Source organism: Tenacibaculum aiptasiae (assembly GCF_965221665.1).
Classification (GTDB): Bacteria; Bacteroidota; Bacteroidia; order Flavobacteriales; family Flavobacteriaceae; genus Polaribacter; species Polaribacter aiptasiae.
Window position 1 is genome coordinate 250,820 of sequence record NZ_CBDCSN010000002.1, and the last position, 17,553, is coordinate 268,372.

Below are 17,553 nucleotides of genomic sequence, written 5' to 3' on the forward strand. Positions count from 1 at the left end.
GACTAGTCAAACTAGACTTATTTAATATGAAAATGAAAAATAATTTTATTGGATTATTATCTTCCAAAGAAAATAATTCGATAAACGTCCCCCGAACCTATAGAGAAATACATTCTCTTTCTGATTTTTTATATGAATCCTTCATCAATTCAAAATCAAAAATTCACATATCTCTTATTGGTTTTGTATCACATATAGAAAAATTTGTTCTTACAAATTACCTTATGTTTTTAACATACTATTCTTTTTAAAACCCAAAAACGCTTATTACAAAAAAACACCCACTCGTTCCTTAAAACACTTCACTTAATACTTTTCTAAAAAAAACTATGATAGTGACCAATAGCTTTGCTGTGAGGAATTAAATAAAAAATCATTAACCAAACTAAAACTATTTATTATGAAATTAAAATTGAAATTCATCGGATTATTATTTGTCTGCCTATTATCTACCAAAACAAGTAATGCCCAACAGGAAGGCTTTTTAGGAGAAGTTAAAATGTTTGCAGGAAACTTTCCTCCAAGAGGTTGGGCTTTCTGTAATGGTCAATTAATGCCAATTTCACAAAACACTGCATTATTCTCAATTATAGGGACAATATATGGAGGAGATGGTAGAACTACCTTTGCCTTACCTGACTTTAGAGGTAGAGTAGCCGTTTCTGCAGGATCTGGACCTGGGTTAAGTACTAGAATTCAAGGTAGTAAGTATGGATCTGAATACACAAACCTTAATATTTTACAACTTCCTTCTCATAGTCATACTACCACAGTAACAGCAGGAACTGGGAGTGTTGCAACCATTAAATATAGCACAGATAATGCGGTACGCGAAACTCCTCAAGCTGGAGACATACCAGCTGTAGCTAATTTTGGTCCTGGATTAAGTGCTACAAATGTAAAGTCTTTTGGACCTGAAACTAATACCATAAATGGGCAAATGATTAACACAGGAGGAACTGCCCCAAATGTTACCGTAAATAGCACAGGGTCAAATCAAGCAGTTCTTTTATCTCAACCAACCACAACTATTCGATACATTATATGTATACAAGGTACTTTTCCTTCAAGAAACTAAATATCTATTACATATGTTTTATACAACTCTTACATCTATTTTTTGTAAGAGTTTTCTAACAAAATAATAACTAGTCAATTAAATATACAATAACATGATGAAAAAATACCATACCTACCTACCCTATTTTTTTCTATTCTACTTATCAATTCTAACTTCAGAAAAATTAGGAGCTCAAACTCCAGGAACTATGGAATTTGGAAGTTCAGTAGTTGTTCTTAGTAATGCCACAAACCCGTCAGCCAATCAGAGCGTAAACGCTTTACTTAATAATTTTAACGTATCTGCTGTTAGTAGTAATAGTAGATTAATTGCCTTTGCTAACTCTGGAAATGGCGCAGGAACAAATGCTATTGGAGGATCATCTGACCACGTTCTTTCTTGGCTTGGGGATGCGGTCGGCACATTTTCATCAGCAACATTAATTTCTGATAGCGGTACTGAATTTAGTATTACTGCTATGGAGTTTGCTTATGAACGATCTTCAGGTGCAGCAACATTAAACTTTACGTTTCAAGGAAAAAGAGACGGAGCTATTGTTGGTACTTTAAATTTATCATCTCCTGCTCATAATACTGAAATCAATCTTGATTTTACAAACCCCACAACAGGTTCTTTTTCAAATATAGACGAAATTGTAATTATACCTGAAACAGCTATAACTGGTGGATTCTCTATTGACGAACTTGTTATCGACAATCCATCCTCTTCAAACACAGATCCTACAATCTCTATTAACAACACTGTACTAGCTTACACAGAAGGAAATACAGCTACTCAAATAGACGCTACAGCAACTGTTAATGATTCAGATGGAGACTCAGATTGGGATGGCGGAACTTTAGCTCTTCAAATTACGGCTAACGCAGAAGCTGCAGATGAATTAAGTATTTCAGATACTGATGGTGACGGAACAGCTATTACTATTAGTGGAACTAATATTCTTTCTAACGGAACTGTTGTTGGAAATTTAAGTGCTAGTGGTGGTATTGTAACAAATAATACAATACTAACTATTACTTTTGATGCTGATGCCACAAATGCTATTGTACAAGAAGTTTTACAATCGTTACGATATAGAAATACTTCTACCACTCCAGGAACATCCAATAGAACCATTACAGTTACTGCAACAGATAAAAATAGTGGTAGTGCTAATGATGCTAGGACAGTTAGTGTTTCTTCAGTACCTACTGCTGCTCCAGTAGTAACAACTCCTTCTGGTGCTATTACTGTAAATGCAGCAACACAAACAATTTCTGGAACACATACCAAAAACGGTGTAACTGTACATGCATATGTTGATGCTAATAATGATGGAACTGCAGACAATGCAGTCTCTTTAGGCTCTGCAACAGTTAGTGGAAATGCTTGGAGCTTCTCTGTAAACTTAACACAGGATACAGCTAATAACTTTGTAGTACAAGCAAATGATAGTGGTGATACTTCTAGTGATGTCGACGTACCTACAATTACTGAAGATTCAACTAGTCCTGCCAATCCAATAGTAACAACTCCTTCTGGAGCTGTAACAATAAACGCTGATACACAAACAATTTCTGGTTCACATACTGAAAACGGGGTTACCGTACATGCTTATGTGGATGCTAACAACGATGGAACAGCTGATAACTCAGTTTCATTAGGTTCTAATACCGTTTCTGGAAACTCTTGGAGTTTTTCTGTTAATTTAACTCAAAATAGTATTAACAATTTTGTAGTACAAGCAGAAGATGATGCTGGAAATACTTCTAGCGATGTAGATATATCTACAATCACAGAAACTTCAGCTATTACATGGACTGGAGTAACAAGTAACTCTTGGAATACTGCTTCTAACTGGAATACAAATTCTGTTCCAGTCGCTACATCTGATGTAACTATTCCAAATGGAATTACGAATTACCCAACAATTTCATCATCAGTAACAGTTAACTCTATAAATATTGCTTCAGGAGCTTCACTAATTGCCAACGCTTCTGTTACTGGTACTACAACGTATTCAAGAAACTTAGCTACCACCAACTGGTATTTGGTATCTGCTCCTGTTTCAGGTGAAACACAACAAGATGTAATTGCTAATCATACTTTTGCAACTGGTTCTGGAAGTAACATTGGTATTGGTGCATTTACAAATAACGGCCCTACTCCATGGGTTTATGCTACCAATGCAACTACTGGTCCTTTAGTATCAGGAACTGGTGTATCTATGAAATTAGCTGCTGCTGGAGATGTTTCAATTACTGGAAGTTTAAATACTTCAAATGTAAGCTTCCCTATTGCTACAGGTAGCAGAAACAACTTTAATTTAATTGGTAATCCATATACATCTTTTGTTAGCTCAAGTATTTTTACTAATGCAAACACAGGATTATTAAGTGAAGAAACGGTTTGGTTATGGGATGGTTCACAATATGTAACTTATAATGCAGTGAGTCCAATTCAAATAGCTCCAGCGCAAGGATTCTTTGTAGAAGCAAGTGGTTCTGGTAATGTTACTTTCTCTACAGCAAATCAAAGTCACCAAGGTGTTGATACTTTTATGAAACAAGCACCAAAAACTTCTTTTGAATTATTTGTTTCTGAAGGAAAAAACAAAAAATCTACTAAAGTGTTCTTTATAGACGGAAAAACAAAAGGATTTGACAATGGATATGACTCTAAAATGTATGGAGGAGTAAATCATAAATTTGCTGTATTTACAGAATTATTAAATGATAATGAAGGAAAAAAGTTAGCTATTCAAACTTTACCTAACTCAAATATTGAAAAAATGGTGATTCCTGTAGGTCTTCTTAGTGATGGAGACAAAGAAATTACTTTCTCTGTAAATTCACAAAACTTACCTTCTGATACTCAAATCTTTTTAGAGGATCGAATCAATAATAAATTCATCAATCTTTCTGAAGAAGAACATACAGTAAACTTAACAAATGCTAGTAAAGGAATTGGACAATTTTATATCCATACTACTGCTCAAAAGTTAAACACACCTAGTACTTCTCTTGAAAATGTAAGCATGTACAAATCAGATGTACAAGAAATTACTGTAACTGGATTAAGAGCTAAAGCTAATATTAAAGTATACTCTATACTTGGTAAAGAAATAGTTAATACAAATATTAACTCTAATGGAGTAAGTAAAATTACATTACCAACTTTAGCTTCAGGAGTTTATATTGTTAAACTAAATTCTGATTTAGGTAATATGTCTAAGAAAATTATTTTAGAATAAAACCCCTTCACCTTTAAAATTATGAAAGAACAAAACAAGAATACAGATAATATATCAAGAAAAGAAGCATTAAAAAAAATAGGTAAGTATGGAAAATATACCGCTTTAACTGCTTTAGGAACTTATATGATATTAAACCCTCAAAAAGCGCAGGCTCAAAGTCCAGAAGATCCTGGTGATGGATTTTAATCATATGCAATAAATAAATTTAAAAAAAGGCTTCAATATTATATTGAAGCCTTTTTCTTTAACAAATTGTTAACATTTAAAAACATCTATCATTTAAAACTTATTTTTCATAACTTTCTAATTATAAACACCATAAAAACTATATAATGAAAAAAAATTACTTTTTCTCCTTCTTCTTATTGTTTTCTTTTGTTACAATACAAAGTCAAGTAATTAATGATAACTTTGAAGATGGTGATATTACTGGATGGACAGAGGGAACGGCTTCTCATTGGGTAAATTCAACTGACTCTCCCATAACTGGCACAAGATCTTTAAAACATAACCTTTCTAGCACAACTAGTGAAAGTTACATTTATCATGATATATCTTCCTTAGATTTAACTTCTCAAGATGTAACATGGCAATTTAATCTAAAAAACGGGAGTTGGGATCCATCTGGAGCTAACAGATTCTGGGTATATTTAACAGCAAACGAAACAGATTTAAATGGAAGTACAGTTGATGGATATGCTGTAGGTGTAAATTTTTCAGGAACTTCTGATTTTCTATCTTTATGGAAAGTTACTGATGGAGCAGTAGACGGAACTGCAATTATTACATCAGATATAAACTGGAATTCGAATAATACATATGGTATTAAAGTTACAAGAACAAATGCTGGTAGCTGGGAATTATTAGTAGATAGTGATGGTGGATTTGACAACCTTGTTTCTAAAGGAACAAATACAAATACTGATTATACTTTTGATAATAATTTTGGTCTGAGCTTTGACTTTACTTCTAGTAGAGCAGGTTTTTTATGGATGGATGATGTATTAGTTGAAGGTACAGCTCCTTCGGGTAATCCTGCAGTAAATTTTGATAACGCAACTAGTACCGAAAACGAAACAGACGCTACTTTTAACACATCAATACCTGTTACTTTTAGTAATTATTCAGCTGATGTTACCATAAGTGTAACTGTAGATGCTAGTAGTACAGCTGCAGCTGCAGATTATACTTTAAATACTAGCTCTTTAACATTTACAGGTAACGGAAGTCAAAATATTTCTATAGACATTAATGATGATGCTGATTACTTAAGTGAGACTGTAGTTTTAAATATTGCTGTAACTTCTGGAACAGCCGATATAACCACATCACAACACACAGTTACCATTACCGATGATGATTTACCTATTGTGATTAATGAAATTCATGCTGATCCAGATCCTACAAACGGTGATGCTAATGGAGACGGAACAGTAAATACAAGTGAAGACGAATTTGTTGAAATATACAATGTAAGTGGATCTAGTTTAGATATTTCTGGATGGATCTTAGCAGATGGAGCTGGCGATAGACATACTTTCCCTAATGGAACTATCATCCCTGCAAATGAAGCTATTGTTGTTTTTGGTGGAGGTACTCTAGTTACTGTTCCTGGTTTAGTTCAAGTAGCAAGCTCTAATGCTTTAGGATTGAATAATACTGGAGACACAATTATAATAAAAAATGAATCAGGTACTACAATTCTAACTGAAATATATGGTGCAGCAGGAAATGACCAATCTATTGCTAGAAATGTTGACTTTACTGGCTCTTTTGTAGATCATTCTACTATTGTTAGTAACCCTGTTTTATTTTCTCCAGGTAGAGATAATACAGATAATACTTCTTTTGCATCTACTATTAAATGGACGGGAGCTACTGACAATAACTGGAGCACTACAACAAACTGGTTAGGAGGAGCTGTACCTTCTAGTAGTGCTGATGTAGTTATTCCAGCTGGATTAACCAACTACCCTACGGTTTCTTCATCAACTACTGTTAATTCTATTTTAATAGAATCTGGAGCCTCATTAATAGCCAATGCAGCATTTACAGGAAGCGCTACTTACAAAAGAAATTTACCAACTACAAACTGGTATTTAGTTGCTTCTCCAGTTTCTGGAGAAAGTGTTCAAGATTTAAGAACTAATAACACTTTTGCTAATGGCTCTGGTGGAGGAAGAATAGGAATTGCACCTTATAAAAACGATGGAACTGCTTGGAATTATTATACAAATGCCTCAACTGGTACTATTTCTTCAGGAGAAGGTTTATCAGTTAAACTAGCTTCTATTGGAGATATTAATTTTACAGGGACTATTAATTCTAATAATATTAATTACGGAGTTACTCAAGCAACCAACAATTTTAACTTAGTTGGAAATCCATTTACTTCTTACATTAATTTAGGTACTTTTTTTACTGATAATGCAGGTAATTTATCTGAACAAACAGTTTGGATGTGGAATGAAAATACTAGTAGTTATGACGTAAGAATGTCAGGAACACACGGTAGTTTTCAAGTAGCCCCTGGCCAGGCTTTCTTTGTTAGTGCAGGTTCTAATACCGATGTAACATTCAATACCGCTAATCAAAGTCATCAAACAACTGATACATTTCAAAAAAACTCAAGAACTGAAATATCTGTAATTGTGAATGAAGGTAAATCTTCAAAGTCAACTAATATATACTATATCAACGGAACTTCTAAAGGATTTGATAATGGTTATGATGGTACAATATTTGGCGGAATTTCATCTAAATTCACATTATACTCTCAATTAGTTAGTAACAATGATGGAAGAAACCTAGCTATACAATCTTTACCTTTAAGTGACATAGAAAAAACAGTTGTTCCATTAGGGCTTAAAGCTGATTCAGGTAAAGAAATAGAGTTTTCAATTAATGCTAAAAACTTACCTAATGGTGTAAAAGTATTTTTGGAAGATCGAATTGACAATAAATTCATCAATCTATTAGAAAACAATTACAAAGTTACTTTAAACAAAAATCTGGATGGTATTGGTAGATTTTACATACACACTACTGCTTTAAAAACTGTAGCTGAAAATAATACTATTGAAAACGTTAGTATATACAAATCAAATACTAACACAATAACCATTACTGGTTTACAAACCAAAGACGCCTCTTTAAATGTTTATTCTATTTTAGGAAAGAAAGTTTTTCAAAAAACATTTTTATCTAACGGAATATCTTCAATCACAATTCCTTCTTTAGCTAAGGGAATTTACATTTTTGAAATTAACTCAGAAATAGGAAAAACTAATAAGAAAATCATTTTAGAATAAACCCCGTCTAATTTTTGAGATTATGAAAGAACAAAACAAGAATACAAACAATATATCAAGAAAAGAAGCATTAAAAAAAATAGGTAAGTATGGAAAATATACTGCTTTAACCGCTTTAGGAACTTATATGATATTGAATCCTCAAAAAGCCCAGGCTCAAAGTCCAGAAAATCCTGGTGATGGTTTTTAAAATCAATAACATTTTTAATAATAAAACCCTGATATAATCAGGGTTTTATTATTTTTACGACACATGATTATACATAAAAAAATAGACAATAAATCGATAGTTTGGTTTCAAGACAACAATGAATATATTGTTGTTGAGCCTTTAGTTGCTGAAATCTTAACTTTATTAGACAACAAAGTTGATAAAACTCAAATTATTACCAATATTTTTAATTCTATAAATATTCCTTACCAACAAGCAGAAAACTTGGTTTCTGATATTCAGAATTTATTAAAAACGAATACAGAAGAGATTAAAAACATTGAAGATATAGAGATACCTAAATCGTTCAACTTTCAAAAGTATTATCTAATAAACGACATCGTAATTCAAGTTGATTATTTGACTGATTTTGAAGTTTCATTAGTTCATCCAAAATTTGCTCACTTAGAAATACAACCTCAACAAAAAGCTAAATTTCATTATAAAGTATATAGTAATAATGATTGTATTAGTTTTTCTATTAATAATGAAATAATTAATACTTGGAACCTAAATGAAGTTCATTATTTTCAAGGTAAATTCTCCATGAAAATAGTAGAACATATCCATGAAAAAGTTGAAGATGAATGGTTAGGTGTATTTCATGCTTCAGCAATTAGTAATGGTAAAGAATCTATGTTATTTTTAGGTGATTCTGGAAATGGAAAAAGTACTTCTTTAGCCCTATTACAAACAAATGGTTTTATCTGTTTAGCAGATGACTTTGTTCCTGTTGATTCTGAAAAACAAGAAGTATATAGCTTCCCTTCTGCCATCTCTATAAAAAAGAACAGTTTAGAAACCCTGTTTCCTATTTATCCAGAATTAAAAACATCTGCTGAATATCATTTCAAGAGACTAAATAAAATCGTGCGTTATTTACCTCCTAATAATTCAAATTACACTGCCCATTCACCTTGTAAAGCTTTAATTTTCATAAAATATGAACAGGACAGTGATTTAATTTTAAAAGAAATATCTAAAATCGACGCTTTTGAGCAATTAGTACCAGATTCTTGGTTATCTCCTATTGCTGCAAATGCAGAAATTTTTTTAACGTGGTTTGCTAAACTCCCTTGTTATCAACTTACGTATTCTAACAATAACAAAATGATAGAAACGGTTTCAAAAATCTTTAATAATGACTTATAAAGAAACATTATTTTTTGTTGGAAAGTGTCTAACAATTACACATGAGGCTAAGAACAAAGAGATTATTGAAAAAGAATTAAAATCAGGAAATGTTGATTGGGATAATGTAGTAAAATTAAGCACTTCACATTATGTATTTCCTGCCTTATATTGTAATTTAAAACGTGCTAACTTTCTTCATTATTTACCAAACGACTTGGTAGAATACATGAAACATATTACTGATTTAAACCGAGAACGAAATCAGCAAATAATAGTACAAGCTAAAGAAATAAACGATCTGTTGTTAGCTAATAATATTACTCCTATTTTTCTAAAAGGTACAGGGAATTTACTAGAAGGATTATATGAAGATATTGCTGAAAGAATGGTTGGAGATATTGATTTTTTAACTTCGAAAAATCAATTTAACAATGCTTTAAAAATATTAAAAAACAATGGTTATGCTGAAAAATCAGAAAACTTTATTGATAATACTTTTCTAAATAGACATTATCCTAAAATAACAAAAAAAGGGAAAATAGGAGCTATTGAAGTACATTACAAAATGATTACAAATGAAAAAGATTTTAATTATCAAATAGTTAAACCAAAATTAAAAACTATTCATAATAACATAAACATCTTATCGTATGAAGATCAAGTTTTAATGACATGTTTTAATAAACAACTTAATGATTGGGGACAATATTACAAAACTATTTCCTTAAGAAATTCTTATGATTTATATCTACTATCAAAATTAACTTCAGTAAAAAAAACTTTGACAGATTTTAAATCTCCTTTTTCTTCAAAGTTAAATAATTTTATAGCAAGTTCTAGTATGCTATTTAATCACCCAAAATCTTTAGATTACACAAAATCTTCTGAAACAGAAAACTTTAAAAAAATACAATTAAAATTTATAAACACCCCAAAACTTGCAGCTTTTAATAAAAAAAAATGGGACCTATTTTTTTTATATAAAACTAGATTGGAAATAATTTTAAAATCTTTTTATATTAAAAATTACAGAAAATATTTACTTAAAAAAGTACTTAAAATTTAAACCAGATTCCTAACCTCTACAAAATCCAATCCTCCATAATTACCTGAACTCATTAAAAGCACAGCTGTATTTTCTATATTTTGCTTGAATAAAAATTCTTTAAATTCTTGTGGATTTGTATAAATTATTAAATCATCACGTTCAAAAGCTTTGGCTATTTGCTCTTCAGTAACCTCTTCTAACTGTTTAATTTTTACAGCATGTGGCGAATAAAAAACAACTGCCTTATCAGCATTATTTAGTGCTCCTTTATATTCAGCTAAAAACTCAGCATTTAAGCTACTGTATGTATGTAATTCTAAACAAGCCAATAAAGTTCTGTCTTTATATTGATTTTTAACAGCGGTAGTAGTTGCTTGTACTTTACTTGGACTATGAGCAAAGTCCTTAAAAATTACAGTAGAATTATTTTCTGCTATTTTCTCTAAACGTTTACTTGCTCCCTTAAAACTCTCAATAGCTTCATAAAACTCATCTTCCTCAATTCCCATATGCTGACAAATCCATTTTGCTCCAGCTATATTTTGCAAATTATGTTCTCCAAAAACTTCTAAAGGTAAATCACCTTCTTCAGTTTCTATAAAAGTAGTTCCATTTTCAATAAAATATGGAGGTGTTTTATATGAATATTTTTTTATTGGATGCTCACTTCCCTCTACTACCCTTTTTACATTTTCATCTTCTTCATTATACACCATAATTCCTCCATTGGTAAGAGAATTGGTAAAAATTGAAAACTGCTCAACATAATTTTCAAAAGTTGGAAACACGTTTATATGATCCCAAGCTATACCACTTAACAAAGCTATATTTGGTTTATACAAATGAAACTTTGGACGCATATCAATTGGCGAACTTAAGTACTCATCACCTTCTAAAACAATAAACTCGTTCTCTTCAGTAAGCTTTACCATGGTATCAAATCCATCTAATTGAGCCCCTACCATATAATCTACTTCCCTATCGTGATAATTTAACACATGTAAAATCATTGAAGTAATGGTAGTTTTTCCATGAGAACCCCCAATAACAACTCGGGTTTTATTCTTCGATTGTTCATATAAAAATTCAGGGTATGAATATATTTTAACTCCTAATTCTTGAGCTTTTAACAATTCTGGATTATCTTTCTTAGCATGCATTCCTAAAATTATAGCATCTAAGTCTGTAGAAATTTTTTCAGGAAACCATCCAAATTCTTCTGGCAACAAACCTTTATTTTCTAAACGCGACTTAGACGGATCATGAATAGTATCATCACTACCTGTTATTTGATATCCTTTTTGTTGTAACGCTATTGCTAAATTATGCATAGCACTTCCTCCTATAGCTATAAAATGTATATTCATTAAAATATCCTAAATTTTCCGTAAAGATAATGAAGTATACTAGCATATAGAAAGCAAAACAATCCTTTTTAAAAAGGAGGCTCCTTTTTTTATTAATCTCTAAAATTTCCGTTTTTTTGTAGTCAGAAAAATAACAATATAAATTGCTATATACAATGTTATTAAGATCCACTCTTCTTATTTTTTTATTTTGCTTTATTTTTATTTCAAATAAAGCTTTTTCACAATGTGCTGGAGCAAATAATTCTATTACAATTTGTAATAAGGATGCTGATCCAAACTATCAAAATTTCAATCTATTTAATCAATTAAATGGAGTTCCAGAAAATGGAGGTACTTGGACGGCCAACACTCCAATCAATCAACATGTAATTAACAAAACTACCGGTATTGTAAACTTATGGGCTATTAATCGATTTGGAGAACATAAATTTACTTATACAAACCCTAAATGTGGTGAAAGTGCAGAGATTACTATCCTTCTTGGAGGTTATCCAGGAGAAGACAATGTAGACGGAGGTGCTAATGCTTGTAGTGATAATAGTACTGTAGACTTATTTACATTTTTAGATAATGATTTAATTAACTTAAGTGCCGATATTAACGGACAATGGAGTCCTGCCGCTGGTACTCCCACTGGACTTTTAACTGACAACTACTTTAATGCACAAGCTGCAGGCGTTGGCACCTATACTTTTACATATACAGTTGACAAAGTTGATACTTGCAACGCTAGGGAAGCTACAGTAGTTATAGAAGTCCATAGAGCTGCTAGAGCTGGAACAGCTCAAAATATTGAAATTTGTGATACAGATGATTTAAGCCCCTATACCAATGTTAATTTGTTTGATTATATCATTGGAGGCGACTCGAATGGCATATGGGTAGATGAAAGTGGAACAGGCCAAATTAGTGGTCCATTAGATGCTATTATCAACATTCAAGAAATCTATAATAATTTCGGGTCAGGTAAATATGATTTTAAATATACAGTATACCCTGTACACGGGGTTTGTGGTGAAGAAACTGCAACGGTCTCTGTAATTCTTCCTAAAATATCAGGTGAGTTTTCTGTTCAAAACCAATGTAGAGAAAACTCATTATTCATAAAAATCTTACATGACCGTACGCTAAATTCTACAATGACATACAATTTAGAGTATGAAATTATAAACGCTACTACTAATTTAGTCATGTATACTGACACGCTTTTAGACATTAACATCGTAAATATTGATGGAACAATCAATTCTCCTGAAATAACATTACCAAACACCACCTTACCTCCAGGAAGCTATATTATAAGAACAAAATCTATAGATGATATTAGAGGTATTATTTGTAATTCATTTACAGTAGTTGAAGATAGTTTTACTATTAATGAAGCAAAAGCTAAGTTAGACAATACTTGTTATGATGGTGGAAGTATCGATTTAACTATTTATGATTTTTATAATAAAGATGGTAATTTATCAAATGATATTGAAAATGTTACATATACAATAGCAAGTAACAATACAACTTCAACCATAACTAATTATGATATTAATTTTGTAAATGGTGAAGCTATTATTCCTCTAGATTTATCTAAATTCCCTAAAACAGAAAATGATTTTAATTTTAAAATCACTCCAGCTACTGAAAACGGATTGAGTTGTATTAATTACAATTTTACTATTAATAGAATTCCTGATGACATTCAATTAGATTTAGCAATAGATAATAAATGTGATGCTTCAGATTTAAAAGTAAAAATTGATGCTCCGAAACTTACAAGTGGTGATTACACTATAAACTATAAAGTGACCGAAGTTGCTACTGGTAAAGTATTAACTGAAAATACGATTATTTTTAGTGGAGGAATAGCAAATTATAATATTGATATTACCAATTTAGATAAGGGTTTTTACAATGTTATCTTAAAAAGTACTCAGAACGACACCACTCCTTGTAGAACAAAGTTTGACTTTGAAATCGAAGAAAACTTCTCTATAGATGGTATTCCAGAAGCACCAGAACTTGATGCTAATCAAACATTTTGTACTTCAGATTTTCATCCAAATTTACCTACCCTAGCTGATATAAAAATAAAAAGTGGCGATAACTTATCTTGGTACGCTGATAACACTACTAATGTTAAACTTGATCCAAACACAATTCTAGTTGATGGTGAAGACTATTTCGTAAGCGCTACAAGTTTAAATACAAATTGTGAAAGCTCTAAAAGAACTCCAGTTACAGTTACGATACACACGCCTCAGAATGTAACTTCTACAAATACTACACCTTTGTTTTGTGGTATAGACAAACCTACTCTTGCGAATTTAGATGCTGTCGTTAACTCAGGAACTCTTCTTTGGTATGATAGTTTATCAGGTGGTAATTTATTAGCTCCTGATACGCTTTTGGTAGATGGAGTTACTTACTATGCTACAGAAAGTATCAACGGATGTGAAAGTATTAACCGATTATCTTTTAATGTTACAGTTATCAATCCTCCTAAACCTCAACTAACTGGAACTACACTTTTATGTGCATTGGAAAACCTTACTCTTTTAGATTTTGAAAGTTCATTAACCAATACCACTGGTCATGAATTTATTTGGTACGATGCTTCAACAGGAGGTACAGAGCTTGATAAAGCTGATTTATTAGAAGAAGGAATTGTATACTATGTAGCTAATATGCATATAAACTCAGGGTGTGAAAGTGAACGTACTCCTATTGAAGTAACACTTAACAACTGTAATCCTGAAGATTACAACTTTTTTATTCCAGATGGTTTTTCGCCAAACGGAGATGGGGTCAATGATTTCTATTACATTCCAAATATCAGATATTTTTATCCTGATTATCAATTAGAAATTTTCAATAGATACGGTCAACTGCTATTTAGAGGAAATATCAATTCACCTAAATGGAATGGACAAAACATGTCGAATAGCGATGTTACAAGTGGAGTTTACTTTTATATTCTTAATTATAACAGAGACAATATTAAAGCTAAACAAGGAAGAATTTACTTAAGTAAATAAGAATATGAAAAAGATCTTTTTAATAATTGTATTTATCAGTACGTTGAGTAACGTTTTTTCTCAACAAGACCCACAGTATACAAATTACATGTACAATCAAAGTGTTATAAATCCTGCTTATACAACTAATGAACTGGGAGTAATTAACTTTGGATTTATGCACAGAACTCAATGGACAAATGCTGTTGGAGCACCTAAAACATATACTTTTTTTGCACACACTCCTATTACAGAAAAATTTGAAGTAGGATTATCTTTAATAACAGATAATATTGGTGATGGAGTATTAAGAGAAAATAATGTTTATGCCGATTTTGCTTATATTTTATCACTAAATGAAGGTCATAAACTTTCCTTAGGATTAAAAGCTGGATTTACTAATTTTAGAACAAATTTTGCTGATTTTAGGTTCCCAGACGACGATCCTCTTAATGGAATATTAACTAACGATACTGCTTTTGATAATCAAAATAAAACATCTCCTAATTTTGGAGTTGGAGCATTTTACTTTACCGACAAATATTATGTGGGACTTTCAGTTCCTAACCTTTTAAACTCGAAGCACGTTACAGAAAAAAACGGTTTAAGAAGTATCGGAGGAGAAGAAATCCACTTATTCTTAAATGCAGGATACGTATTTAGATTAAGTGACGTAGTTAAATTAAAACCTTCAACATTGGTAAAGGCAGTAAAAGGTTCGCCTCTTGTTGTTGATGCTTCTATTAATGTTCTTTTTAACAACAGATTAGAAGGTGGTTTATCATATCGATTTGACGATTCTTTAAGTGCTATGTTTAATATAAGAGCAAGTAGTAGTTTAAAAATCGGATATGCCTACGATTATACAACTACCAACCTAAGTAACTTCAATTCAGGAACCCATGAAGTATTTGTGCTTTATGACCTTGATACATTAGGGTTAAAAAATGGCTACGATAAATCTCCTAGATTCTTTTAAAAAGTCGATATGAAAAAAATAATAACCATACTAATTACCATATTCATCGTTAGTTTGAGTAATGCTCAAATTAATAGAGATTTAAAAAGAGCTCATAAATATTTTAATAGAACTTTTTATAGCCAAGCCATTCCTTTGTATGAAAAAGCAATTTCAGAAAACAAAAGTTATAAAGTTATAAGAAACTTAGCAGATGCTTATTATTTTCTAAATAATATGAACAAGGCTTCAAAGTATTATAAACTACTTTTTAGAGATTATCGTAAAATTATAAAAGAACCTTATTTTTTCAGGTATGCAAATGCCCTTAAAGCACAGGGAGAATATAATAGAGCAAATAATTTACTACGCTCTCATTATAAAGATGAGCAATTATCCGATTTAGAAAAATCAATAATGTATCTAGAAAATATAGCTGCAATAGGTAATCGTTATAAAATTGAAAACCTAAATATCAATACAGAAAACTCAGAGTTTGGTGCTATTCAAAAAGGAAATTCAATAATTTTTGCAGCGCCTAAAAAAGAAGAAGGTTATCACAAACGTTTTGGTTGGACCGGAAACAATTATTTGGATATTTATGAGGTTTCTGATAATCAAATTGAAGAAGAAAATATTAAAAGCTTCTCTTCTTCAATTAACACAAAAGTTCACGAATCAAATATCATCTTTACCAAAGATGGAAAAACAGCATATTTCACCCGAAATAACTTAGTAAAAGGAAAACGAAAAAAGGACAATAAAAAAGTTACTCACGTTCAAATTTACAAAGCAGAACTCATTAAAGGAAAATGGAAAAACATAACTCCTTTGCCTTTTAACAGTAATGAGTATTCTACAGAGCATCCAGCATTAAGTAGTGATGAAAAAACACTTTATTTTGCTTCAGACATGCCAAATGGATTTGGTTCGTTTGATATCTATTCGGTAACAATACACAACAATAACACTTATGGAGTTCCTAAAAATTTAGGTACTACAATAAACACAGAAAAGAAAGAACAATTTCCTTTTGTTAGTAAAGATGATAAATTATACTTCTCTTCAAACGGGCATCCAGGTTTTGGTTCATTAGATGTTTTTGTTAGTGCAATAACCGATAATAAATACTCTAAACCAGATAATGTTGGGCTTCCTATAAATTCAGGATATGACGACTTTTCTTTTAATATCAATTCAGATACAAAAGAAGGTTTCTTTGCATCAAACAGGCTTGAAGGAAAAGGGAGTGATGATATTTATAAAATTATAGAAGAAAAACCTTTAGTTATTGAAGATTGTAAACAATACATTTCAGGAATAATTACTGATATTGATACTGAAGAAATTTTACCTAATACCACAATTATCCTAAGTAATAAGACAACCAATAAAGTCACTGAAATTAATACCGACAATGAAGGTAAATTCTTTTTTACTGTTGCCTGTGAAACAACATACATTGTAAAAGCAATTAAAGAAGGCTATAGAACTGAACAAAGAACACTAAGTTTAAACAAGGAACGAAAAAAGAACAACGATGCCTCAATGAGCTTGAAGTCTATTTTGCAACTAGAAAAAGAAAAAAGAGAAGCTATTGCTTTACAAAATGCTAAAGAAAAGGAATTAAAAAGAAAGCAAGACTTACAGCTAGAAATAGAAAAACAAAAAAAGATAAAAGAAATTATAGCTAAAGAAAAAGATATTGTTCCTAAAAATGGACAATTAGTTGTGAGAACAGATGACATTAATTTTGACTATAATCTTTGGTATTTAAGACGTGATACTAAAAAAGCAATAGATAAGGTTATCATGCTTATGAAAAAATATCCTGACATGGTTATGGAAGTAGGAACACATTCAGACATTAGAGGTAATAACAAATACAACTTAGAGTTATCTCAAAAAAGAGCTACAGCAGTAAGAATGTATTTTATGAAAAATGATATTGAACCTGATAGAATTACCGCTGTTGGTTATGGTGAAACAAAACCAATTATAAAGTGTAAAACAGAAGAAGATTGCTCTGAAGAACAACACGAACTTAACAGACGATGTGAATTTGTAATTAAACAAATATTATAGATAAATATAAAAAGCAAGCTAAATGGCTTGCTTTTTGTTTATACCAATAGAAATACTTTAAGTATCTTTAAATCGAAACTCTTTGAATAGTTATGTTCACTCACTTAAA

The 17,553-nt window shown here is 31.0% G+C and carries 11 protein-coding genes; 10 read left to right on the forward strand and 1 reads right to left on the reverse strand.

What is annotated here, in order from left to right; translation table 11 throughout:
- The first annotated feature begins 400 nt into the window (after positions 1-400).
- The 7 genes from ACOQN8_RS01495 (at position 401) to ACOQN8_RS01525 (ending at position 10,038) form a co-directional block, all read left to right on the forward strand.
- Entirely contained in the window at positions 401-1,078 is a 678-nt protein-coding gene (locus tag ACOQN8_RS01495; RefSeq protein WP_420551320.1) for a phage tail protein, read from the forward strand.
- 94 nt (positions 1,079-1,172) lie between these two features.
- The gene (locus ACOQN8_RS01500) at positions 1,173-4,313 is read left to right on the forward strand and encodes a T9SS type A sorting domain-containing protein (protein ID WP_420551321.1); all 3,141 of its coding nucleotides are present in this window, start codon (positions 1,173-1,175) and stop codon (positions 4,311-4,313) included.
- A 21-nt stretch (positions 4,314-4,334) separates the two neighbouring features.
- Positions 4,335-4,502 (forward strand): hypothetical protein, encoded by a 168-nt coding sequence (locus tag ACOQN8_RS01505; RefSeq protein WP_175578724.1) that lies wholly within the window; start codon positions 4,335-4,337, stop codon positions 4,500-4,502.
- A 146-nt stretch (positions 4,503-4,648) separates the two neighbouring features.
- On the forward strand, positions 4,649-7,627 hold the full coding sequence (locus ACOQN8_RS01510) for a lamin tail domain-containing protein (protein ID WP_420551322.1): 2,979 nt from the start codon (positions 4,649-4,651) through the stop codon (positions 7,625-7,627).
- Positions 7,628-7,649: 22 nt separating this feature from the next.
- Positions 7,650-7,817 carry a hypothetical protein gene (locus ACOQN8_RS01515; protein WP_420551323.1) on the forward strand — a complete coding sequence of 56 codons (168 nt, stop codon included), beginning with the start codon at positions 7,650-7,652 and terminating at the stop codon, positions 7,815-7,817.
- 63 nt (positions 7,818-7,880) lie between these two features.
- A complete protein-coding gene (locus tag ACOQN8_RS01520; RefSeq protein WP_420551324.1) occupies positions 7,881-8,990 on the forward strand; it encodes a phosphoenolpyruvate carboxykinase (ATP) in 1,110 nt (369 codons plus the stop codon).
- Positions 8,980-10,038, forward strand: coding sequence for a nucleotidyltransferase domain-containing protein (locus ACOQN8_RS01525; protein ID WP_420551325.1), 1,059 nt, complete (start codon positions 8,980-8,982; stop codon positions 10,036-10,038). The genes ACOQN8_RS01520 and ACOQN8_RS01525 overlap by 11 nt, the downstream gene beginning before the upstream one ends.
- On the opposite strand, the gene ACOQN8_RS01530 is transcribed toward ACOQN8_RS01525, so the two are convergent.
- Positions 10,035-11,387, reverse strand: a complete 1,353-nt coding sequence (locus ACOQN8_RS01530) for a UDP-N-acetylmuramate--L-alanine ligase (RefSeq protein WP_420551326.1) — start codon at positions 11,385-11,387, stop codon at positions 10,035-10,037. The genes ACOQN8_RS01525 and ACOQN8_RS01530 overlap by 4 nt on opposite strands.
- Positions 11,388-11,542: 155 nt before the next feature.
- Between ACOQN8_RS01530 and ACOQN8_RS01535 the strand changes: the two genes are divergently transcribed.
- From ACOQN8_RS01535 to ACOQN8_RS01545, 3 genes are read left to right on the forward strand one after another with little or no spacing between them, the layout of a single operon-like run.
- The gene (locus tag ACOQN8_RS01535; protein ID WP_420551327.1) at positions 11,543-14,422 is read left to right on the forward strand and encodes a T9SS type B sorting domain-containing protein; all 2,880 of its coding nucleotides are present in this window, start codon (positions 11,543-11,545) and stop codon (positions 14,420-14,422) included.
- A gap of 4 nt (positions 14,423-14,426) precedes the next feature.
- The gene (locus ACOQN8_RS01540; RefSeq protein WP_420551328.1) at positions 14,427-15,380 is read left to right on the forward strand and encodes a PorP/SprF family type IX secretion system membrane protein; all 954 of its coding nucleotides are present in this window, start codon (positions 14,427-14,429) and stop codon (positions 15,378-15,380) included.
- A 9-nt stretch (positions 15,381-15,389) separates the two neighbouring features.
- Positions 15,390-17,444 carry an OmpA family protein gene (locus ACOQN8_RS01545; protein WP_420551329.1) on the forward strand — a complete coding sequence of 685 codons (2,055 nt, stop codon included), beginning with the start codon at positions 15,390-15,392 and terminating at the stop codon, positions 17,442-17,444.
- Positions 17,445-17,553 lie beyond the last annotated feature (109 nt).